Annotated in this window: 19 protein-coding genes and 3 tRNA genes; 11 read left to right on the top strand and 11 right to left on the bottom strand. The window is 70.1% G+C overall.

The window, feature by feature from the left end; all coding sequences use genetic code 11:
• Nucleotides 1-168 precede the first annotated feature (168 nt).
• On the bottom strand, nucleotides 169-1,263 hold the full coding sequence (purM, locus tag AB0J02_RS35125) for a phosphoribosylformylglycinamidine cyclo-ligase (RefSeq protein ID WP_363197897.1): 1,095 nt from the start codon (nucleotides 1,261-1,263) through the stop codon (nucleotides 169-171).
• 35 nt (nucleotides 1,264-1,298) lie between these two features.
• A complete protein-coding gene (gene purF, locus AB0J02_RS35120; RefSeq protein ID WP_363197896.1) occupies nucleotides 1,299-2,825 on the bottom strand; it encodes an amidophosphoribosyltransferase in 1,527 nt (508 codons plus the stop codon).
• A gap of 295 nt (nucleotides 2,826-3,120) precedes the next feature.
• Between purF and AB0J02_RS35115 the strand changes: the two genes are divergently transcribed.
• A complete protein-coding gene (locus AB0J02_RS35115; protein ID WP_363197895.1) occupies nucleotides 3,121-3,213 on the top strand; it encodes a putative leader peptide in 93 nt (30 codons plus the stop codon).
• 107 nt (nucleotides 3,214-3,320) lie between these two features.
• Entirely contained in the window at nucleotides 3,321-4,751 is a 1,431-nt protein-coding gene (locus tag AB0J02_RS35110; protein WP_363197894.1) for a sulfatase-like hydrolase/transferase, read from the top strand.
• Between the two features lie 18 nt (nucleotides 4,752-4,769).
• Here AB0J02_RS35110 and AB0J02_RS35105 read toward each other — a convergent pair whose 3' ends face one another.
• Genes AB0J02_RS35105 through AB0J02_RS35095 form a run of 3 tightly spaced genes read right to left on the bottom strand, consistent with a single transcriptional unit; the run spans nucleotide 4,770 to nucleotide 7,139 of the window.
• Nucleotides 4,770-5,582 (bottom strand): META domain-containing protein, encoded by an 813-nt coding sequence (locus tag AB0J02_RS35105; protein ID WP_363197893.1) that lies wholly within the window; start codon nucleotides 5,580-5,582, stop codon nucleotides 4,770-4,772.
• Between the two features lie 50 nt (nucleotides 5,583-5,632).
• A complete protein-coding gene (locus AB0J02_RS35100; RefSeq protein ID WP_363197892.1) occupies nucleotides 5,633-6,487 on the bottom strand; it encodes a sterol carrier family protein in 855 nt (284 codons plus the stop codon).
• Between the two features lie 10 nt (nucleotides 6,488-6,497).
• Nucleotides 6,498-7,139, bottom strand: coding sequence for a TetR/AcrR family transcriptional regulator (locus tag AB0J02_RS35095; RefSeq protein ID WP_363197891.1), 642 nt, complete (start codon nucleotides 7,137-7,139; stop codon nucleotides 6,498-6,500).
• Nucleotides 7,140-7,268: 129 nt separating this feature from the next.
• Here AB0J02_RS35095 and AB0J02_RS35090 point away from each other — a divergent pair, with 129 nt between their 5' ends.
• Nucleotides 7,269-8,783, top strand: a complete 1,515-nt coding sequence (locus tag AB0J02_RS35090) for an MFS transporter (RefSeq protein WP_363197890.1) — start codon at nucleotides 7,269-7,271, stop codon at nucleotides 8,781-8,783.
• Here AB0J02_RS35090 and AB0J02_RS35085 read toward each other — a convergent pair.
• The 5 genes from AB0J02_RS35085 to purS all read right to left on the bottom strand — a co-directional run bounded on the left by AB0J02_RS35085 (nucleotide 8,710) and on the right by purS (nucleotide 13,518).
• The gene (locus tag AB0J02_RS35085) at nucleotides 8,710-9,582 is read right to left on the bottom strand and encodes a M23 family metallopeptidase (RefSeq protein ID WP_363197951.1); all 873 of its coding nucleotides are present in this window, start codon (nucleotides 9,580-9,582) and stop codon (nucleotides 8,710-8,712) included. The two genes, AB0J02_RS35090 and AB0J02_RS35085, sit on opposite strands and share 74 nt — an antisense overlap.
• Nucleotides 9,583-9,661: 79 nt before the next feature.
• Complete coding sequence (locus AB0J02_RS35080; protein ID WP_363197889.1) at nucleotides 9,662-10,168, bottom strand: ArsR family transcriptional regulator; 507 nt, start codon at nucleotides 10,166-10,168, stop codon at nucleotides 9,662-9,664.
• A gap of 136 nt (nucleotides 10,169-10,304) precedes the next feature.
• The gene (gene purL, locus AB0J02_RS35075; protein WP_363197888.1) at nucleotides 10,305-12,566 is read right to left on the bottom strand and encodes a phosphoribosylformylglycinamidine synthase subunit PurL; all 2,262 of its coding nucleotides are present in this window, start codon (nucleotides 12,564-12,566) and stop codon (nucleotides 10,305-10,307) included.
• Nucleotides 12,563-13,246, bottom strand: coding sequence for a phosphoribosylformylglycinamidine synthase subunit PurQ (purQ, locus tag AB0J02_RS35070; protein ID WP_363197887.1), 684 nt, complete (start codon nucleotides 13,244-13,246; stop codon nucleotides 12,563-12,565). Before purQ ends, purL begins: the two co-directional genes overlap by 4 nt.
• Nucleotides 13,243-13,518: a phosphoribosylformylglycinamidine synthase subunit PurS gene (gene purS / locus AB0J02_RS35065; RefSeq protein WP_363197886.1), complete on the bottom strand. Its 276-nt coding sequence runs from the start codon at nucleotides 13,516-13,518 to the stop codon at nucleotides 13,243-13,245. Before purS ends, purQ begins: the two co-directional genes overlap by 4 nt.
• A gap of 349 nt (nucleotides 13,519-13,867) precedes the next feature.
• Between purS and AB0J02_RS35060 the strand changes: the two genes are divergently transcribed.
• The 8 genes from AB0J02_RS35060 (at nucleotide 13,868) to AB0J02_RS35025 (ending at nucleotide 18,499) form a co-directional block, all read left to right on the top strand.
• Nucleotides 13,868-14,188, top strand: coding sequence for an Lsr2 family protein (locus tag AB0J02_RS35060; RefSeq protein ID WP_363197885.1), 321 nt, complete (start codon nucleotides 13,868-13,870; stop codon nucleotides 14,186-14,188).
• 124 nt (nucleotides 14,189-14,312) lie between these two features.
• A tRNA-Gly gene (locus tag AB0J02_RS35055) sits at nucleotides 14,313-14,384 on the top strand.
• Nucleotides 14,385-14,463: 79 nt separating this feature from the next.
• A tRNA-Gly gene (locus AB0J02_RS35050) sits at nucleotides 14,464-14,539 on the top strand.
• A 128-nt stretch (nucleotides 14,540-14,667) separates the two neighbouring features.
• A complete protein-coding gene (locus tag AB0J02_RS35045; protein WP_363197884.1) occupies nucleotides 14,668-15,657 on the top strand; it encodes an ABC transporter ATP-binding protein in 990 nt (329 codons plus the stop codon).
• Between the two features lie 11 nt (nucleotides 15,658-15,668).
• Nucleotides 15,669-16,436 (top strand): ABC transporter permease, encoded by a 768-nt coding sequence (locus AB0J02_RS35040; protein ID WP_363197950.1) that lies wholly within the window; start codon nucleotides 15,669-15,671, stop codon nucleotides 16,434-16,436.
• 19 nt (nucleotides 16,437-16,455) lie between these two features.
• Nucleotides 16,456-17,772, top strand: coding sequence for a histidine kinase (locus AB0J02_RS35035; protein WP_363197883.1), 1,317 nt, complete (start codon nucleotides 16,456-16,458; stop codon nucleotides 17,770-17,772).
• Entirely contained in the window at nucleotides 17,769-18,377 is a 609-nt protein-coding gene (locus AB0J02_RS35030; RefSeq protein ID WP_363197882.1) for a response regulator transcription factor, read from the top strand. The genes AB0J02_RS35035 and AB0J02_RS35030 overlap by 4 nt, the downstream gene beginning before the upstream one ends.
• 46 nt (nucleotides 18,378-18,423) lie before the next feature.
• A tRNA-Gly gene (locus AB0J02_RS35025) sits at nucleotides 18,424-18,499 on the top strand.
• Nucleotides 18,500-18,553: 54 nt separating this feature from the next.
• On the opposite strand, the gene AB0J02_RS35020 is transcribed toward AB0J02_RS35025, so the two are convergent.
• Nucleotides 18,554-19,456, bottom strand: a complete 903-nt coding sequence (locus AB0J02_RS35020; protein ID WP_363197881.1) for a phosphoribosylaminoimidazolesuccinocarboxamide synthase — start codon at nucleotides 19,454-19,456, stop codon at nucleotides 18,554-18,556.
• Nucleotides 19,457-19,543: the final 87 nt, after the last annotated feature.

Here is a 19,543-nt window from a genome sequence, read left to right as displayed (position 1 = left end):
AGCACCACCAGCACGTAGCTGATCTCTGCTGACTGATTTCTGCTTCCTGCTGCACTTCACCCGGTCCGGGGTGGTCACCACGCCGGACCGGGTTTTGTGCTGTCTTCTTCCGTGCTGCCTTCGGAGCGCCGCTCCGGACTCCTGCCCCGCGCGGCGCCCCGGAGGGGCCTACTTCGCGTAGTCGCCCGTGAGCTCGGCGCCCGTGGCGTGCTCGCCGCGGTCGGTGATCTCGCCGGCCACCCAGGACTCCACGCCGCGGTCGGCGAGGGTCGTGAGGGCGACGTCGACCGACTCCTGCGGGACGATCGCCATCATGCCGACGCCCATGTTCAGCGTCTTCTCGAGCTCCAGGCGCTCCACCTGGCCGGCCTTGCCGACGAGGTCGAAGATCGCTCCAGGGGCCCACGTGGAGCGCTCCACGGTGGCGTGCAGGCCGTCCGGGATCACCCGGGCGAGATTGGCCGCGAGACCGCCGCCGGTGATGTGGCTGTAGGCGTGGACCTCTGTGGTGCTGGTGAGGGAGAGACAGTCCAGGGAGTAGATCTTCGTCGGCTCCAGGAGCTCCTCGCCGAGCGTCCGGCCGAGCTCGTCGACCTGCTGCTCCAGGGCCATCCCGGCGTGCTCCAGGAGGACGTGGCGGACCAGCGAGTACCCGTTCGAGTGAAGACCGGACGACTCCATGGCGATCACCGCGTCACCCTTACGGATGCGATCCGGTCCCAGCAGGTTGTCGTACTCCACGACACCCGTGCCGGCGCCGGCGACGTCGAAGTCGTCCGGGCCGAGCAGTCCGGGGTGCTCGGCCGTCTCACCGCCGACGAGGGCGCAGCCCGCGAGGACGCAGCCTTCGGCGATGCCCTTCACGATCGCGGCGACACGCTCCGGGTGGACCTTGCCGACGCAGATGTAGTCGGTCATGAAGAGCGGCTCGGCGCCGCACACGACGATGTCGTCCATGACCATCGCGACGAGGTCGTGCCCGATGGTGTCGTAGACGCCGAGGCGGCGGGCGATGTCGACCTTGGTGCCGACGCCGTCGGTCGCGGAGGCCAGCAGGGGCCGCTCGTACTTCTTGAGGGCGGAGGCGTCGAAGAGGCCGGCGAAACCGCCGAGGCCGCCGAGGACCTCGGGGCGCTGCGTCTTCTTCACCCACTCCTTCATCAGCTCGACGGCGCGGTCGCCCGCTTCGATGTCCACGCCCGCGGAGGCATAGCTGGCACCGGTGCCCACGCGGGGAGCACGCTCGGAAGACTCAGAAGACATGAGTGTGGAGAGCTTTCGTGTCGGAGCTGCGGAGGTTACGGACGACGGATCGCGTCGTTCGCCGCCGTGGACGCCGGACCCGCGGCCAGTTCCGTCTCCAGGAGCTGCTTGCCGAGCAGTTCGGGGTCGGGAAGATCCATCGGGTACTCGCCGTCGAAGCAGGCGCGGCAGAGGTCCGGCTTGGCGATGGTGGTCGCCTCGATCATGCCGTCGATGGAGATGTAGGAGAGCGAGTCGGCACCCAGCGAGGTGCCGATCTCCTCGACCGACATGCCGTTGGCGATCAGCTCCGCGCGGGTCGCGAAGTCGATGCCGAAGAAGCAGGGCCACTTCACGGGCGGGGACGAGATCCGGATGTGGACCTCCGCCGCGCCCGCCTCGCGGAGCATGCGGACCAGGGCGCGCTGCGTGTTGCCGCGGACGATCGAGTCGTCGACGACCACGAGCTTCTTGCCCTTGATCACTTCCTTGAGGGGGTTCAGCTTCAGCCGGATGCCGAGCTGGCGGATCGTCTGCGAGGGCTGGATGAAGGTGCGGCCCACGTAGGCGTTCTTCACCAGGCCCGCACCGAAGGGGATGCCGCTGGCCTCGGCGTAACCGATCGCGGCCGGCGTGCCGGACTCCGGGGTCGCTATGACGAGATCGGCCTCTGCGGGGGCCTCCTTCGCCAGGCGGCGGCCCATCTCCACGCGGGAGAGGTACACGTTCCGGCCCGCGATGTCCGTGTCGGGACGGGCCAGATAGACGTACTCGAAGACACAGCCCTTGGGCTTTGCTTCGGCGAAGCGGGACGTTCGCAGGCCGTTCTCGTCGATCGCGACGAACTCGCCCGGCTCGATCTCACGTACGTACGCGGCGCCGCAGATGTCGAGAGCGGCGGACTCGGAGGCGACGACCCAGCCGCGCTCCAGGCGGCCGAGGACCAGCGGGCGGATGCCCTGCGGGTCACGGGCCGCGTACAGGGTGTTCTCGTTCATGAAGACGAGCGAGAAGGCGCCCTGGGCCTGGGGCAGCACCTTGGGCGCGGCCTCTTCTATGGTCAGGGGCTTGCCGTCGTCGTCGACCTGGCCCGCGAGCAGCGCGGTGATCAGGTCGGTGTCGTTCGTGGCGGCGACCTGCGTCGACCGCCCGTTCTCCTTGGGGAGGGCGGCGACCATCTCGGCGAGCTGCGCCGTGTTGACCAGGTTGCCGTTGTGACCGAGCGCGATCGAGCCGTGCGCGGTGGCACGGAACGTCGGCTGGGCGTTCTCCCAGACGGAGGCCCCGGTGGTCGAGTAGCGGGCGTGACCGACCGCGATATGACCTTGCAGGGAGCTCAGGGACGTTTCGTCGAAGACCTGGGAAACGAGTCCCATGTCCTTGAAGACGAGGATCTGGGAACCATTACTGACCGCGATTCCCGCGGATTCCTGACCCCGGTGTTGGAGGGCGTAGAGCCCGAAGTAAGTGAGCTTGGCGACCTCTTCACCCGGAGCCCAGACACCGAAGACGCCGCAAGCGTCCTGGGGGCCTTTCTCGCCGGGGAGCAGATCATGATTGAGTCGACCGTCACCACGTGGCACGCCTTCGAGTGTAGGCGAGATCGACCACGGGTCCGAATTGGGGATGGTCGGTTCCTACGTCGACGGGGCCCCGCCGCGCTTGGTGGAAGCCACCGGACGCGCGTAGCGCGAGACGGCGCCGAAGGCTCCTCGGGCCCGGTATTGCAGGGCTCCGCCGCTGTTCGCCGGGGTGAATGCCGGGTCGGCCGGGCCGCGGGGTGGCGCCCGCGCCGAATGTGACGGGACGCACTCCGTGCGTCCGGAGTGCGGACCGGCCGTTGACAGGTGTACGTCCGGGTCGGCATCGTCCTGGATCATGCAGCCCCTCCGTGACCGCACGGTCACCCTCGTGGAGCGCCGGCACGTCGACCTCGTCCGTGTCGCCAGCGCGATCTGTCGCCGCGCCTGAGCTGTCCCGCCGTACCCCGCCGTACCCGGAACGTCCGTGTTCCGCTCCTTCGCGCCGGAGGAGCGGGGCCCCTTCCTGCTTCCTTCCAGCTCCTGCGGAGACCTTCCATGCCCTCGCATGCCTCGAACCTGTCCCGGCGCGCCTTCGGCGGGGTGATCGGCGCCTCGGCGACCGTCGCCGCGCTCGGCACAGCGGCCCCGCCCGCCGAAGCCGCGTCCGAACCCGCTCCGGCGGAGCGCCCGTTCCGTGCCGCCGGACGGCCCGCCAAGCGGCCCAACATCCTGTTCATCCTCGGTGACGACCTGGGCTGGGCCGACCTCTCCTCGTACGGCGCTCCGCACATCAACACCCCCCACCTGGACAAGCTGGCCCGGCAGGGGGTCCGCTTCACCGACGCGTACAGCGGCTCCGCGACCTGCTCGCCGACCCGGTTCAGCCTCTACACGGGCCGTTATCCGGGGCGTACGAAGGGCGGGCTCGCCGAGCCGATCGCCGACCGGTCCGTCGGGCTCGACCCGAACCACCCCACCCTCGCCTCGCTGCTGCGGGGCGCCGGGTACGCGACCGCGCTGATCGGCAAGTGGCACTGCGGCTATCTGCCGGACTACTCGCCGACCAAGTCGGGCTGGGACGAGTTCTTCGGAAACTTCGGCGGGGCCCTGGAGTACTACTCGAAGCTCGGGCTCGCCGGTGAGTACGACCTGTACAAGGGCGACGTACGGGAGGGCGACGCCGAGTACAAGGACCTGCGGTACTACACGCGGATCCTGACCGAGCGGGCGAGCGAGTACGTGGGGCGCGACCACGGCGACAAGCCGTGGCTGCTCAACCTGAACTTCACCACCCCGCACTGGCCGTGGATAGCCGACGGCGACGAGGCGGAGAGCGCCGAGGTCGTACGGAAGATCAAGGCCGGGAACGCCGGGGCGCTCTTCCACAACGACGGCGGGTCCGTGGAGAAGTACACGGAGATGGTCCAGGACCTGGACCGGTCGGTCGGGCAGGTGCTGAAGGCGCTCAAGGAGTCCGGGCAGGAGAAGGACACCCTCGTCTTCTTCGCCTCGGACAACGGCGGCGAGCGCTTCTCCTACAACTGGCCGCTGACCGGCAACAAGTCGTCCCTCCAGGAAGGCGGCATCCGCGTGCCGACGATCGTGCGCTGGCCCGCGCGTCTGGACGGCGGGCAGGTCAGCCACGAGCCCGTCTTCACGCCCGACTGGACGGCGACGCTGCTCGAGATCGGCGGGGCGCGGCCCGACCAGGCGTACCCGCTCGACGGCACCAGCCTCGCCGGATATCTGCTGCGCGGCGAGGAACTGGCCGAGCGCGAGCTGTTCTGGCGGGTGCGCGGGGAGCGCGCCGTGCGGCGCGGCGACTGGAAGTACTACCGCGGAAAGGGCGGCGCGGACCAGCTGTTCGACCTCTCCGCCGACCGGCGCGAGCAGGCCGACCGGGCGGCAGACGAGCCGGCGCTGCTGGCCGAGCTGAAGGCCGTCTGGGAGAAGAAGGACAAGGAGCTCCTGCCGTACCCGGCCTGAGGGCCCCGCGGCCGGGCGTCACTTCGCCGCCCTGAGCCCTACCGCGGTGCCGTCGGCCGCGGTCAGGGTGAGGCCGTCGCCCTGGATCTCGTAGCTCGCCTTGCCGTCGAGGACGCTCTTCATCGTCTTCTCCAGCTCCGCGGCCTCACCGACGCAGCCCATCTTGGTGCTGACCAGCGGGCCGAAGGTGATGCGGCCGTCCTTGACGGTGGCCTTGGCGCTGCCGCTGTTGCAGCCGAGGCGGGCTTGGACGTGGCCGTCCTTGTCGAAGACGAGCCGGGCCCGGTCCCGCGCCGCCTCCGGCAGGGACTGGGCCGCGTCGCCGGAGTGGAGCGTGTCGACCGTCCACCGCGTGCCCACGAGCTCGGCGTCACGCTGCTTGGCGAGGCGAATCGTGTCGCCGTTGGCGCGGGTGAGTGTGAGCCGGTCGTCGCCCTGGGCCTTGACGGTGTTCTTGTCGGCGAGGGCGCGGGCGAGGGTCTTCTCGAAGGCGCGCTGGTTCTTGTCGGCGCACCCCATGAGCGTCGTCCTCGATGTGCCCAGGTCGACACTGTCGCCGTCGACCCTGGCCTGCGCGTCGAAGTCGTTGCAGCCGTAGTTTCCGCGTACTCGTTCGTCCGAGACGAACTTCAGGTACGTGCCGCTCGGTGCCTTCGTCGTCGCCCCGTCCACCGTCACGCTCTCCACGTTCCAGGTGACGCCGGCGACCGGAGCGCCGCCGACCTTCACCGTGCCGGGCGCCTTCTCGTTACCGCAGGCCGCGACGGTGGTGAGCGCGACCAGGGGCAGAGCGGCGGTGAACAGGGCGCGGGTGCTGCGTTGCGTGAACATGCCGATGGGACGGGGCGGCCCCCCGGATCGGTTCCGTACCGCCGTTCGTTTCACGCCATGATCGGCAACAGCCCTGTCAGATCGGCTCGTTCACCGCTTGCGCTGACGAGCGCGTCGTCGATCGCCACCGACCACGGCGTACGTCCCGTGGCAAGCCGGATCCAGGTCAGCGGGTCCGTCTCCACCACGTTCGGCGGGGTGCCGCGGGTGTGCCGGGGGCCCTCCACGCACTGGACGACGGCGAACGGCGGGACCCGCACCTCGGTCGAGGCCCCCGGCGCCTTCAGGGCGAGCGCGTCGGCGAGCAGCCGGGTGCAGGCGGCCAGCGCCTGCCGGTCGAACGGGACGTCGAGGCCGGCCACCGCGTCGTTCAGATCGTCCGTGTGGACGACGAGTTCGACGGTGCGGGTGACGAGATAGTCGGCGAAGGACATGGCGCCGGTCCGCACCGGGAGCACCCGGCTGTCGGCGGTTTCGGCCAGGTTCGCCACGAAGCGCTCCTCGGTCCGGGCGAGCAGCGCCGTGATGTCGGGGTGGTCGCGGGCGACGTCACGGCTGCGGTCCGCGATGCCCGGCGCGTTGGCGGCCGTGGCGAACGGCCAGTCGAGCGCGGCCACCTCGGACTTGGCCGGCTCCGGCAGCGCGAGGAACCGGTCGACCGCGCCGAGGGCCATCGACAGGTGCGCGAGCAGGTCCCGCACCGTCCAGTCGCCGAGCCGCGTCGGGCCCGCGAGCTGCTCGGGCGTGAGGCTCTCGGCCGCCTTCCGTACGTTCCCGAACTGGGTCAGCACGGCATCGCGGATCTTGGCGGAGGCGTAGGCACGCACACGCTTCTTGGACGCCGCCCCGGTCCCTCCGACGCCGCCCCTGCCACTGCTGCCACTACCGCTCGGCGAAGGTGTCATGCCGGCGACCCTACGCCCGCACCGCGAACCCGCTCATCCCCATTTCGACCAGCGCGAACGCCCGCTCCACGCGCTCCGGAGCACCCGCCGCGACATCCGCCGGGGACTCGCCCGCCAACACCCTCCGATGGTGCTCGCTCATCAACGTGCTGACCACACCCGCCAGTTGGGCCGCGGCCACCGCGGAGAGCAGCGCGTCCCCGGTCTCCTCGGTGAGCACTTCGGCGGCGAGCCGCTCGCTGCGCACCGACCACAGCAGGGCACGGCGGGCCAGGGCGGGTGTGCCGTTGATCAGCTGGATCAGCGCCAGCTCGCCGCCCTCCTCGCTCAGCCCGATCGACGGGTCCCGCTCGGCGACCTTGCGCAGGACCATCCCGCGCGTCGCGTCGACCGCGGTCTGCCCCGGCGCGCGCTCCCTGAGGGCCCGCGCAAGGTCCTCGATGTGCTCCTCCATGGGGCTGAGCAGCAGGTCTTCCTTGGTCTTGAAGTAGTTGAAGACCGTCATCTTCGAGACCTCGGCGGCCTCGGCGATCTGCGCGACGGAGACCTGGTCGAAGCCGTGCTCCAGAAACAGGTCCGCGGCCGTGCGCCACAGCTTCGACGCCGTCTGCTTCTTCTTGCGCTCGCGCAGCCCGAGTCCGTCGTCAGCCATGGCGACACTGTACCAAGACAAAATTTAGTCCCGGCTTAAATATTGACTCGGTATATTTTCTCAGGCACGGTGAACCGCATGCCCCCTCCCGCGACACCGGCCCCGGCGACTCCGATGACCTCAACTGCGATGACCACGGCTCAACGCAAGGTCGGGATGGTCCTCTGCCTCCTCACGATCGTCCTGGCCGTCCTCGACATGCAGATCGTCTCGGCGGCCGCCGTGCCGATCGTCCGCGACCTCGACCCGGCACACGGCATCGACCGATTCCCCTGGCTGGTCAGCGCGTTCGCGCTCGCTTCGGCCGCGATGCTGCCGCTGTACGGCAGGCTGTGCGACACCCTCGGCGCCAAACGGGTCTTCGTCGGGGCCGTCGCCACGTTCCTCCTCGGCTCGGCGCTGTGCGGGCTCGCCCAGTCGATGACCCAGCTGATCGCGGCCCGCGCCGTGCAGGGCCTGGGCGGCGGCGGCCTGATGAGCGTCACGATGGTGGTGATCGCCCACCTCAGGGACCCCGACGACGACCGGAACGGTGGCAGCGGCGGCGGGCTCGGCGGCATCGTGGCCGGCGGCGGCATGGCGCTCGGCCCCTGGCTCGGCGGCTTCCTCTCCGACCACGCGAGCTGGCGCTGGATCTTCTACGTCAACCTGCCCATCGGCCTCGCCGTCCTCGCCGCCTCCGCGCTCGTCCTGAACCTGCCGGAGCACCCGGTGCGCCGCCCCGTCGACTGGGCCGGGGCGGCTCTGGCCGCCGCGTTCTCCACGGCTCTGCTGCTGGCCACCGACTGGGGCGGCAAGAAGTACGCCTGGTCGTCACCGGAGATCATCGGGCTGCTGTGCGCGGCCACCGCGGGGCTCGGCCTCTTCCTCTGGCGCCAGTCCCGCGCCGCCGAACCCGTCCTCCCCCTCTCGCTCTTCCGCATCCCCGAACTGCGCTGGGGCTTCGCCGTCCAGGGCATCACCGGCGCCGCCATGATGTGCGCGATCTACTACGTCCTGGTCTATCTCCAGGTCGCCCGGGGTCTCTCCAGCTCCGCCGCGGGCCTGTATCTGCTGCCGATGGCGCTCGGGATGACGGCCGCCGGACTGCTCGCGGGACGGCTGCGCTGGTCGGCACGGACCTTCACCGTCACCGGCACCCTGACGATGACGACGGTCTTCGTCCTCCTCGCCACGACCCTCGGGCCCGACACCTCCCTGTGGCTGGTCCGCGCCGAACTGCTCCTGGCCGGAATCGGCTTCGGACAGCTCATCGGCCAATTGATCCAACTCGTGCAGGACGCCGCTCCCCGCCCGCTGCTCGGCGTGGCCACGACGAGCATCCGCTTCTTCCAGACCCTCGGAAACGCGCTGGGCGCGGCCCTCTTCGGCACCATGCTGTTCCGCCTGCTCGACACCGACGTCAACACCATCCCCACGCTGCGCGGCGCCCAACACGCCGTCGCTGTAAGGGACTTCGTCCACGCCACTGACCTCGTGTTCTGGTGCGGGGCCGCCGTGATGCTGCTCGGAACCCTGCTGGCCACGCGACTGCCTCGCCGCCACGGAGCAGACACCGGCGCACCGCCGCTCAGCCGACCCGCGTCCGACCAGCCGGCGCCGGATCGGCCTGCACTCGATCGGCCTGCGCTCGATCGACCGTGAACGTCTCGCCGCCCGCCGGCACCACGACCCCGCTCCAGCGGAACGGGAGGCCTGCCGCCGAGTCCGGGTCGGGGCCGTCCATCAGCTGGAAGTGGACGTGCGGCTCCGTCGAGTTCCCGGAGTTGCCGCAGCGGGCCAGCTCCTGGCCGGCCCGCACCCGGTCGCCGGGGCGCACCGCGAGGGAGCCGCGCCGCAGATGCCCGTACAGGGCGTGGACCCCGTCCCCCAGATCGAGCACGACATGGTTGCCGATGATCCAGCCCGCGCCGCCCATCTCCCGTATCGCACTCTCCAGGAGCATCAAGTAGGCAAGCGCGGCACCGGAGTTGCGGCTCATGTGGTCGCGGCGCCAGTCGGAAACGTGGACGACCGTGGCATCCGCGACGGCGTACAGCGGCTCGCCGAATCCGGGGAAGGCACGGGGGCGCCGGGCAATCGGCCACACGGCGGCGAACCCGGGCCGCTCCCGCTCCCCGTCGTCGCCCTCCGCCACGATGTCGATCGCGTAGGTCTGCCCGTACGCGTGCGTGCCGTGGCTCGGCACCTTGTCCGCCGGACTGTTCACCGCGGTCCAGCGCCCGCGCACCGGTGGGTCCACCTCGACGGGTTCCCGGTCGGCGTCCTTCGGGCGGGGCGTGAGTCTGCCCATGGCCAGCGCCACCGCGAAGGACAGCCCTCCCGGCACGAACGCCCAGCCCCAGGCCAGTGGCCAGCCGTCGAAGAACTCCCCGACGATCATGGCCAGGAACGCCAGCTGAAGCAGGCGGTAGAACACCATCGCGGTCTTGCGTACAGACAGATTGCGTACAGACAGATTGCGCACGGACATGGCTCCCCCAGTTTTGGTCCCGCTCGTCTCGTCTCGTCGTCTCGTCCCGTCAGGCCGGTCGGGCCGCGGTCAGCGCCACCAGGAGCGGCACGACTCTCCCCGCCGGCACCTCATAGCGCCCCCGCCCCGCGGAACGCAGCCACCCGGCAGCGGTCAACTGCCGCAGGTGGTGGTAGATCTGGCCGCTGGTCCCCACGTCGTCGAGCTCGGCCAGCTCGGTGGCGGAGGTGCGCCCGCTGAGGACCTCGCGCAGCAGCCGGAGTCGCAGCCCATGCCCCAGCGCGGCGAACGCCTCGGCCACATCGGTCCAGTCGGACGCGAGCAGCTCGTCGGTGACAGCCCCGTACTGCCACTCGTACTCCCGGCCTCCCTCCGCGCCCGGCAGCCGCACCGATCCCGTGAACAGCACGCCGCCGCCCGTGACGTCGGCGAGCTGTTCCTTCAGCCCTTCGAGCGCCCAGAACGTGCCCGGAGCGACGGTCGGCGCCGCCGGACCGCACTCCAGGGCATCGAGACGCCGCTCCAACCCGGCGACCCGCCGCTCAAGATCCGTCATTCTTCGAGATTACGTAATTACGTAGAACCAGGCAATCCCTCGTTCGAGCTATCCGAACACCGAGCCACCCGAACACGCCGAAGCCCCCCACCCGTCACGGGCAGGGGGCTTCGCCTGATCAGCGGAACCGGGGCGCTCAGGCGAGCAGCGCCGGAATCGTGTTCTCGTGCGCCTCGCGCAGCTCGGCCAGCGTCAGCGTGAACTCGCCCTGCACGTCCACCGCGGCGTCCTCGCCGGAGCCGTCCACGACACCGATCCGGGTGACGGGCAGACCTCGCGCCCCGCACATGTCGTTGAACCGCAGCTCCTCGCTCCGCGGCACGGCCACGACCGCGCGGCCCGCCGACTCGGAGAAGAGGAAGGTGAACGCGGAGAGACCGTCCGGGACGATCAGCCGCGCGCCCTTGCCGCCGAGCAGCGACGACTCGACCACGGCCTGGATCAGACCGCCGTCGGACAGGTCGTGCGCGGCGTCGATCATGCCGTCGCGGGACGCCGAGATGAGGATCTCGCCGAGCAGCCGCTCGCGCTCCAGGTCCACGGCCGGCGGCAGACCGCCGAGGTGGTCGTGGACCACCTGCGACCAGGCCGAACCGCCGAACTCCTCACGGGTGTCGCCCAGCAGGTAGAGGAGCTGGCCCTCTTCCCGGAAGGCGACCGGGGTGCGCCGGGCGACATCGTCGATGACGCCGAGCACCGCGACGACCGGCGTCGGGTGGATGGCGGCCTCGCCCGTCTGGTTGTAGAGCGAGACGTTGCCGCCGGTCACCGGGGTGCCGAGCTGCAGGCAGCCGTCGGCGAGGCCGCGGATGGCCTCCGCGAACTGCCACATGACGGCCGGGTCCTCGGGCGAACCGAAGTTCAGGCAGTCGGAGACGGCGAGCGGCTTGGCGCCGGTCGTGGCGACGTTGCGGTACGCCTCCGCGAGGGCGAGCTGCGCGCCCGTGTACGGGTCGAGCTTCGCGAACCGGCCGTTGCCGTCCGTCGCGATGGCGACGCCGAGCCCCGTCTCCTCGTCGATGCGGATCATGCCCGAGTCCTCGGGCTGCGCGAGCACGGTGTTGCCCTGCACGAAGTGGTCGTACTGCGAGGTGATCCACTTCTTGGAGGCCTGGTTCGGCGAGGAGACGAGCTGGAGGACCTGCGTCTTCAGTTCGTCGCCCGTCGAGGGCCTGGGCAGCTTGTTCGCGTCGTCGGCCTGGAGCGCGTCCTGCCACTCGGGGCGCGCGTAGGGGCGCTCGTAGACGGGACCGTCGTGGGCCACCGTGCGCGGGTCGACGTCGACGATCTTCTCGCCGTGCCAGAAGATCTCGAGGCGGTCGCCGTCGGTCACCTCACCGATGACGGTGGCGATGACGTCCCACTTCTCGCAGATCTCCAGGAAGCGGGCGACCTTCTCCGGCTCCACGACGGCGCACATGCGCTCCTGCGACTCGCTCATGAGGATTTCCTCGGGCGAGAGCGTGGAGTCGCGCAGCGGTACGTCGTCCAGCTCGACGCGCATGCCGCCCGAGCCGTTCGACGCCAGTTCGCTGGTGGCGCAGGAGATTCCGGCGGCGCCGAGGTCCTGGATACCGACGACGAGCTTCTCGGCGAAGGCCTCCAGGGTGCACTCGATGAGGAGCTTCTCCTGGAAGGGGTCGCCGACCTGGACGGCGGGCCGCTTCGAGGGCTTCGCGTCGTCGAAGGTCTCGGACGCCAGGATGGAGGCGCCGCCGATGCCGTCGCCGCCGGTCCGGGCCCCGTACATGATGACCTTGTTGCCGGAGCCGGACGCCTTCGCGAGGTGGATGTCCTCGTGCCGCATGACACCGATCGCACCGGCGTTGACCAGCGGGTTGCCCTGGTAGCAGGCGTCGAAGACGACCTCGCCGCCGATGTTCGGCAGGCCCAGGCAGTTGCCGTAGCCGCCGATGCCGGCGACGACGCCGGGCAGGACGCGCTTGGTGTCGGGGTGGTCGGCGGCGCCGAAGCGCAGCGGGTCGACCACGGCGACGGGACGCGCGCCCATGGCGATGATGTCGCGCACGATGCCGCCCACTCCTGTAGCCGCACCCTGGTAGGGCTCTACATAAGAGGGGTGGTTGTGGGACTCCACCTTGAAGGTGACGGCGTAACCCTGGCCGACGTCCACGACGCCGGCGTTCTCACCGATGCCGACGAGCATGGCGTCGGAGTGCGGCGCCTTCTCGCCGAACTGGCGCAGGTGGACCTTGGAGCTCTTGTACGAGCAGTGCTCGGACCACATCACCGAGTACATGGCGAGCTCGGCACCCGTGGGACGACGGCCGAGGATCTCCACGACCCGCTCGTACTCGTCCTTCTTCAGGCCGAGTTCGGCCCAGGGCAGTTCGACGTCGGGGGTCTTTGCGGCGTTGTCGACGGTGTCGAGGCTCATGAGGCGGCGACCAGCTTCTTGAGGATCGAGGTGAAGAAGGGCAGGCCGTCGGTGCGGCCGGACCCGACGAGGGGTTCCACGGCGTGCTCCGGGTGCGGCATCAGACCGACGACGTTGCCCGCCTCGTTCGTGATGCCGGCGATGTCGCGCAGCGAGCCGTTCGGATTGCCGTCGAGGTACCGGAAGACGACGCGGCCCTCCGCCTCCAGCGTGTCGAGGGTGCGCTCGTCGGCGACGTACCGCCCGTCCATGTTCTTCAGCGGGATGTGGATCTCCTGGCCGGCCGTGTAGTCGGCGGTCCAGGCGGTCCCCGCGCTCTCCACCCGCAGCTTCTGGTCGCGGCAGATGAAGTGCAGGTGGTCGTTGCCGAGCATCGCGCCGGGGAGCAGATGGGCCTCGGTGAGGACCTGGAACCCGTTACAGATACCGAGGACGGGAAGGCCCGCCTTCGCCTGCTCGATCAGTGTCTCCATGACCGGCGAGAAACGGGAGATGGCACCCGCGCGCAGGTAATCGCCGTAACTGAATCCGCCCGGCAGGACGACCGCGTCGACCTGCTTCAGATCCTTGTCCTTGTGCCAGAGGGCAACCGGCTCGGCACCGGCCAGCCGGATCGCGCGCTGCGTGTCCCGGTCGTCGAGCGAACCCGGAAAGGTGACGACGCCAATACGAGCGGTCACTTTTCGGCCCCCACCGCGGACTGAGCGGCCTCTTCCACCTTCACGGTGAAGTTCTCGATCACGGTGTTGGCGAGGAAGCTTTCCGCGAGCTCGTGGATACGGGCGAGGGCGGCGTCATCCACCGGCCCGTCCACTTCGAGTTCGAATCGCTTTCCCTGGCGAACGTCGGAGATGCCGTCGAAACCGAGGCGCGGCAGCGCACGCTGCACCGCCTGGCCCTGGGGGTCGAGGATCTCCGGCTTGAGCATGACGTCGACTACGACGCGTGCCACTGGCACTCCCGGTGTGTGGTGCTGAGCAGGTCCGTTCAGCGTACCTGCCCAAATCTTCTACTCGCGTAGACCGTAGGAAGCTACGAGAGCCGGATCACGTTACGGCAACGACATGAGATCCGCACGGAAAATTCAGGGAAAGAGTCCCGATAAGCGGGGCATCGGACACGCGGAGGTTTTTAACTGGTCTTCCCAGCGCATTGCCGGGCAGGGTAAAAAGGAAATGGCGCATACAGGCAACCTGCCTGAACTCGGGGAGCAGTATTGCCCGAGCTTTGCTCGACAAGAGCTGGACAGTCGACATCACCGCACGTCAAAGCGGGGGTGCCGGACGAAGGGACCGATATTCGTGGCGCAGCGTGTCGTGGTCACTCTCTTTGACGACATCGACGGCGGAGAAGCGGCGGAAACGGTCGTCTTCGGTCTCGACGGCAAGTCGTACGAGATCGACCTCACCCAGGCCAATGCCAAAAAGCTCCGCACGGCCCTCGCGCCGTACCTGCAGGCGGGGCGCAAGCAGTCCAGCCGGACCGGCAAGGCCTTCAAGCACACCGACCTCAGCCCGGACCCGGCGGCCGTACGTGCCTGGGCCCGCTCCAACCGGTTCGACGTACCGCCGCGCGGCCGGATCCCGAAGCGGGTCTACGAGGCGTTCGCCGAGGCCAACTGAGAACCCGTCCGCTGCCGTCAGGAACCCCTCGGGGCAACCGACTTGCGCTGCACCCCTGCCGGTCGGCTAGAGTTCGGAGCACGCCGAGGGGCAAGGCCGAAAAGCCGCACCTCACGGGGTACATGCGGGTGTAGTTCAGTAGTAGAACATCCCCCTTCCAGGGGGAAGGCGCAGTGTGCAATTCCTGTCACCCGCTCCGCATCGCGTACCGATCACTCTTCTGGGTGCGGTAGGCTGATGCTCGCGCCGGTCGGTGAAAGCTGGTCGGAGGCAATGCGAACGTAGCTCAGTTGGTAGAGCGCAACCTTGCCAAGGTTGAGGTCGCCGGTTCGAACCCGGTCGTTCGCTCCAGTTCGAGAAGCCCCGAATCCTGATGGATTCGGGGCTTCTCGCGTATCCCGGCTCCTTCTGACATTTGTCATGTGCGTCGATGACACCGCGCACTGCCGCCCGGCCGGAGCCGCCGCGAGGCTGGACACATGACCAGCAACGAGCGCGTGATCGATGTCACTGATCTGCGCCGTGTGTACGGGGACGGAAAACGGGGTTCCTTCGAGGCGGTGCGCGGAGTCAGCTTCTCCGTGGGCCGCGGCGAACTCTTCGCGCTCCTCGGCACCAACGGCGCGGGCAAGACCTCCACCGTCGAACTCCTCGAAGGACTCGCGGCGCCCGCCGGCGGCCAGGTACGGGTGCTCGGGCACGACCCGCACACCGAACGCGACCGGGTGCGGCCGCGGATCGGCGTGATGCTCCAGGAAGGCGGGTTCCCGGCCGAGCTCAACGTCGCCGAGACCGTCCGGATGTGGGCCGGCTGCACCAGCGGGGCACGGCCGGTCGGCGAAGCCCTGGAGATGGTGGGCCTCACCGGCCGTGCGGGGGTCCGCGTCAAGCAGCTGTCCGGCGGCGAGAAGCGACGGCTCGATCTCGCGCTCGCGCTGCTCGGCCGGCCCGAGGTGCTGTTCCTCGACGAACCGACGACCGGACTCGACGCCGAAGGACGCAGGTCGACCTGGGAGCTGGTGCGACAGCTGCGCGCCGACGGCACGACCGTGCTGCTGACCACGCACTACCTCGAAGAGGCGGAGGCGCTCGCCGACCGGCTCGCGATCCTGCACGAGGGGCGGATCGCCGCCGAGGGGCGCGTCGACGAGGTCGTCGCCACCCAGCCCTCGCACATCGCCTTCGAGCTGCCCGACGGCTACCACGTGGGCGACCTGCCGCCGCTCGGCCCGCTCGGCGTGACCGGCCACGAGGTCGCCGGGCGCGCTGTCCGGCTGCGTACCGACGAACTCCAGCGCGCCGCGACCGGCCTGCTGGTGTGGGCCCGGGACGCGGGGGTGGAGCTGCGCCGGCTCGATGTGCGGGGCGCGTCCCTCGAAGAGGCGTTCCTGCGGATCGCGCAGGACGCGAAGGGCGGGACCGGGAAACAGGAGCGGCAAGGCAAGCAGCAGAAGGAGATGGCGGCGTGAGCACCGCAACGATGACGACCACCCCGGCGGGCCGTCTGCGGGCGCTCGCGCGAGCCGAGCTGACGCTCATCGGACGGAGCAAGGGCGTCCTGTTCAGCGCCGTGTTCGTGCCCCTGGTGCTGCCGTTCAGCGTCAGCATGTCGATCGACGAGGACGCGCTGAAGAACACGGGGCTCAGCGTCGGCACCGTCGTCCTGTCCTCGGCGATGGGCTTCTCGCTGCTGTTCGCCGTGTACAGCGCGCTGGTGAGCGTGTACGCGGCACGGCGCGAGGAGCTGGTCCTCAAGCGGCTGCGGACCGGCGAACTGCGCGACGCCGAGATCCTCACCGGGGCCGCGCTGCCCTCCGTCATGATCGGGCTCGTGCAGTGCGTCGCACTGGCGGTCGCCTGCACCGTGGTGCTCGACGTGGGCGCGCCCGAGGCGCCTCAATACGCGCTGCTGGGCCTTGCGCTGGGCATTCCGCTGTGCGTCGCGCTCGCCGCGCTGACCACCGTGTTCAGTCGCAGTGTCGAGAGCGCCCAGGTCGCCTCGATGCCGATGCTGCTCGTCTCGATGCTCGGCTCGGGCACGGTCGTCCCGCTGGAGGTCATGCCGGACCGGCTGGCGTCCGTCTGCGAACTGCTGCCGCTCACGCCGGCCCTCACCCTGATCCGCGGCGGATGGAGCGGCGAGCTGTCCGCGCACGACGCGCTGGGCGCCCTCGCCACGGCGGTGGCCTGGATCGTCGTCGCGGTGTTTGCTGTACGACGGTGGTTCCGGTGGGAGCCGCGGCGGTGAAGCGGGCAGGAGCGTAGCGGTGCGATTGCGGGGCCGGTGGCGGGAGCGCAGCAAGGTCGAGCGGGTCGAGTGGCAGAGCCGGACCATGCTGCGGTCGATGAACTGGCTGTACCTCGTGGCCTGGACGGCGCCGACGCTCGCCGGTTCCCTCCGCCACGACAGCGTCGCCTTCGCCCTGGGCGTGGCGCTGGCCGCGGTGAACGTGGCCCAGTGCGCCGTCGCCCACGTCCACCTGCGCAGTGCCCTGGACCAGTACCTGGGGCGTGGCCGCGTGCCCCGCGCACAGACCCGCGTGGCGGCGGGGCTCACCGTGGCGGCGGTCGGTCTGATCGCCGCCCTCATCGCGACGGACAGCGTCAAGAACGGCATGGTCGCCCTGCCGCTGCTGTTCGTGCCGATGCCGTTCGGCAGCGCCTACGTCCTGACCGTGCCGGTCCGCTCCTTCCTCAAGGGGAGCGCCGTGGCCGTCGTGGCGGCGCTTGCCCTGTTCGTCGCCGTGGGCGCGGACACCGGTCAAATGGTCGGTCTCGCCGTCGTGTTGGGGCTCAGCGTCCCCCTGGAGCTGCTGTGCGCACGGTGCAGCGCCTGGAACCTCTCCGTCATGTGGGAGTCCGAGCACGCCCGCGAGATCGAGGCGCGGCTCGCCGTCGCCGAGGAGCGGCTGCGGTTCGGCCGCGATCTGCACGACGTCATGGGCCGCAACCTTTCCGTCGTCGCGCTCAAGAGCGAACTCGCGGTGCAGCTCGCCCGACGCGGCCGGACGGAGGACGCCGTGGCCCAGATGATCGAGGTCCAGCGCATCGCGCAGGAGTCGCAGAAAGAGGTACGTGATGTCGTACGGGGATATCGCGAGGCGGATCTGGGGGCGGAACTCGCCGGTGCGCGGGGCGTGTTGAGCGCGGCCGGGATCGACTGCACGGTGGCCGGGTCCGCCGCGGGGCTGACGCCCGAGGTGCAGTCCGCGCTCGGCTGGGTGGTGCGGGAGGCCACCACGAACGTACTGCGGCACGGCGACGCGAAGACCTGCCGGGTGGAGCTGCGGGCCGGGGAGCGGAAGGTCGAGCTGACGGTGGAGAACGACGGCGTCGGCGGATCCGGCGCCGACGGGCCCGGCGCCGACCGCCGGGGCTCGGGTCTCGCGGGGCTGCGGGAGCGGCTGGCCGTGCTGGACGGGACGCTGGAGGCGGGTGTGGTGGTGGGGGACGGGGTGTTCCGCGTGACGGCATCCGTGCCGCTGCCGTCCGCGACAGAGCCCTCGGCGTCGGCCTTGGCAGCACCCGGGGCAGCGCCGTCGGCATCGGAACAGCAAGCACGGCGCACGGAGGTCACCCGATGACGCTGCGCGTGCTCCTCGCCGACGACGAACACCTGATCCGCGGCGCCCTCGCCGCCCTGCTCGCGCTGGAGGAGGATCTGGTCGTCGTCGCCGAGGCCGCCACCGGGCCCGAGGCGCTCGCCATGGCGCGGGCGCACAAACCGGACGTCGCCGTGCTCGACCTGCAGATGCCTGGCGCCGACGGTGTGAGCGTGGCCACAACTCTCCGTACCGAACTGCCCGGCTGCCGGACCATGATCGTGACCAGCCATGGCCGCCCGGGGCATCTGAAGCGGGCCCTCGCGGCCGGCGTGCGCGGCTTCGTGCCGAAGACCGTGAGCGCGCAGCGGCTGGCCGAGATCATCCGGACCGTGCACGCCGGAAACCGTTATGTGGACCCGGAGTTGGCGGCCGACGCCATCTCCGCCGGAGACTCCCCCCTGACCGCGCGCGAGGCCGAGGTCCTGGAACTCGCCGCCGACGGAGCGCCCGTGACGGAGATCGCCGAGCGGGCGGCGCTGTCGCAGGGGACCGTCCGGAACTATCTGTCGTCGGCCGTCTCGAAGCTCGGCGCCGAGAACCGGCACGCCGCGGTGCGGATCGCGCGCGAGCGAGGTTGGGTATAGTAGGCGTCGCGCTTCTGCGCACAGAGCACTGCGAGAGCAGCGCTTCGCGAACGTAGCTCAGTTGGTAGAGCGCAACCTTGCCAAGGTTGAGGTCGCCGGTTCGAACCCGGTCGTTCGCTCCACGGAAACGAGAGCCCCGGTCCTCACGGACCGGGGCTCTCGGCGTTCTCGGCTCTCTACGACCAGGGGATCCCGGTCAGCAGCTCGTACGCCTCGATGTACTTGGCCCGCGTCGCCGCCACGACGTCGTCGGGCAGGGCCGGCGGCGGCTGCTCGCTCTTGCGGTCCCAGCCGGAGGCCGGCGAGGTCAGCCAGTTCCGCACGAACTGCTTGTCGTAACTGGGCTGCGGACGGCCCGGCTGCCACTGGTCGGCCGGCCAGAAGCGCGAGGAGTCCGGGGTGAGCACCTCGTCGCCGAGGACCAGCGTGCCCTCCTTGTCGAAACCGAACTCGAACTTCGTGTCCGCCAGGATGATGCCGCGCTCTCGCGCGATGTCCCGGGCCCGGCCGTAGACGGCGAGCGTCGACTGGCGCAGGTGCGCGGCGGTCTCCGCGCCGACCTGGCGGGCCACCTCCTCATAGCTCACGTTCTCGTCGTGCTCGCCGACCGCGGCCTTCGTGGCGGGCGTGAAGATCGGCGCGGGGATCTCCGAGCCGTCCTCCAGCCCCTCGGGCAGGGCGAGGCCGCAGACCGTACGCGTCTCGTTGTACTCGAGGAGGCCTGAGCCGGTGAGGTAGCCGCGGGCCACGCACTCGACCGGCACCATCTCCAGGGACTTGCAGACCAGCGTGCGGCCCGCCCAGTCGGCGGGGGCACCGGGCGGCAGCTCCGTGGACACGACGTGGTTCGGCATGAGGTCCGCTAGCTGGTCGAACCACCACAGGGAGAGCTGGGTGAGGACCCGGCCCTTGTCCGGAATGGGCGTGGGCAGAACCCAGTCGAAGGCCGACAGGCGGTCACTGGCGACCATGATCAGATCGCCCGCGTCGTTGCGGTACAGCTCGCGCACCTTGCCGGTGTGGAGATGTACCAGGCCCGGGACCTGCGCTGGCTCGGGCTTTTCGACGAATCCGGACACGGTGCCTCCCGTGGTTCTGTACAAGTGCCTCTGATTCTCCCGTACCGGGGGACGAGTTTTGGCCAGGGGTCCCGTGGGGTGCCGTGA

Source organism: Streptomyces sp. NPDC050264 (genome assembly GCF_040655895.1).
Taxonomy (GTDB): Bacteria; Actinomycetota; Actinomycetes; order Streptomycetales; family Streptomycetaceae; genus Streptomyces.
Note: the sequence above shows the minus strand (reverse complement) of the source record. Positions and strands in the feature narration are given on the sequence as shown.

Bases quoted from the DNA above. Each gene is read 5' to 3' on its own strand.
- purM (WP_363197897.1), bottom strand. From the start codon at position 1,263: ATGTCTTCTGAGTCTTCCGAGCGTGCTCCCCGCGTGGGCACCGGTGCC.
- AB0J02_RS35115 (WP_363197895.1), top strand. From the start codon at position 3,121: ATGCAGCCCCTCCGTGACCGCACGGTCACCCTCGTGGAGCGCCGGCAC.
- AB0J02_RS35110 (WP_363197894.1), top strand. From the start codon at position 3,321: ATGCCCTCGCATGCCTCGAACCTGTCCCGGCGCGCCTTCGGCGGGGTG.
- AB0J02_RS35105 (WP_363197893.1), bottom strand. From the start codon at position 5,582: ATGTTCACGCAACGCAGCACCCGCGCCCTGTTCACCGCCGCTCTGCCC.
- AB0J02_RS35100 (WP_363197892.1), bottom strand. From the start codon at position 6,487: ATGACACCTTCGCCGAGCGGTAGTGGCAGCAGTGGCAGGGGCGGCGTC.
- AB0J02_RS35095 (WP_363197891.1), bottom strand. From the start codon at position 7,139: ATGGCTGACGACGGACTCGGGCTGCGCGAGCGCAAGAAGAAGCAGACG.
- AB0J02_RS35090 (WP_363197890.1), top strand. From the start codon at position 7,269: ATGACCACGGCTCAACGCAAGGTCGGGATGGTCCTCTGCCTCCTCACG.
- AB0J02_RS35080 (WP_363197889.1), bottom strand. From the start codon at position 10,168: ATGACGGATCTTGAGCGGCGGGTCGCCGGGTTGGAGCGGCGTCTCGAT.
- purL (WP_363197888.1), bottom strand. From the start codon at position 12,566: ATGAGCCTCGACACCGTCGACAACGCCGCAAAGACCCCCGACGTCGAA.
- AB0J02_RS35045 (WP_363197884.1), top strand. From the start codon at position 14,668: ATGACCAGCAACGAGCGCGTGATCGATGTCACTGATCTGCGCCGTGTG.
- AB0J02_RS35040 (WP_363197950.1), top strand. From the start codon at position 15,669: ATGACGACCACCCCGGCGGGCCGTCTGCGGGCGCTCGCGCGAGCCGAG.
- AB0J02_RS35030 (WP_363197882.1), top strand. From the start codon at position 17,769: ATGACGCTGCGCGTGCTCCTCGCCGACGACGAACACCTGATCCGCGGC.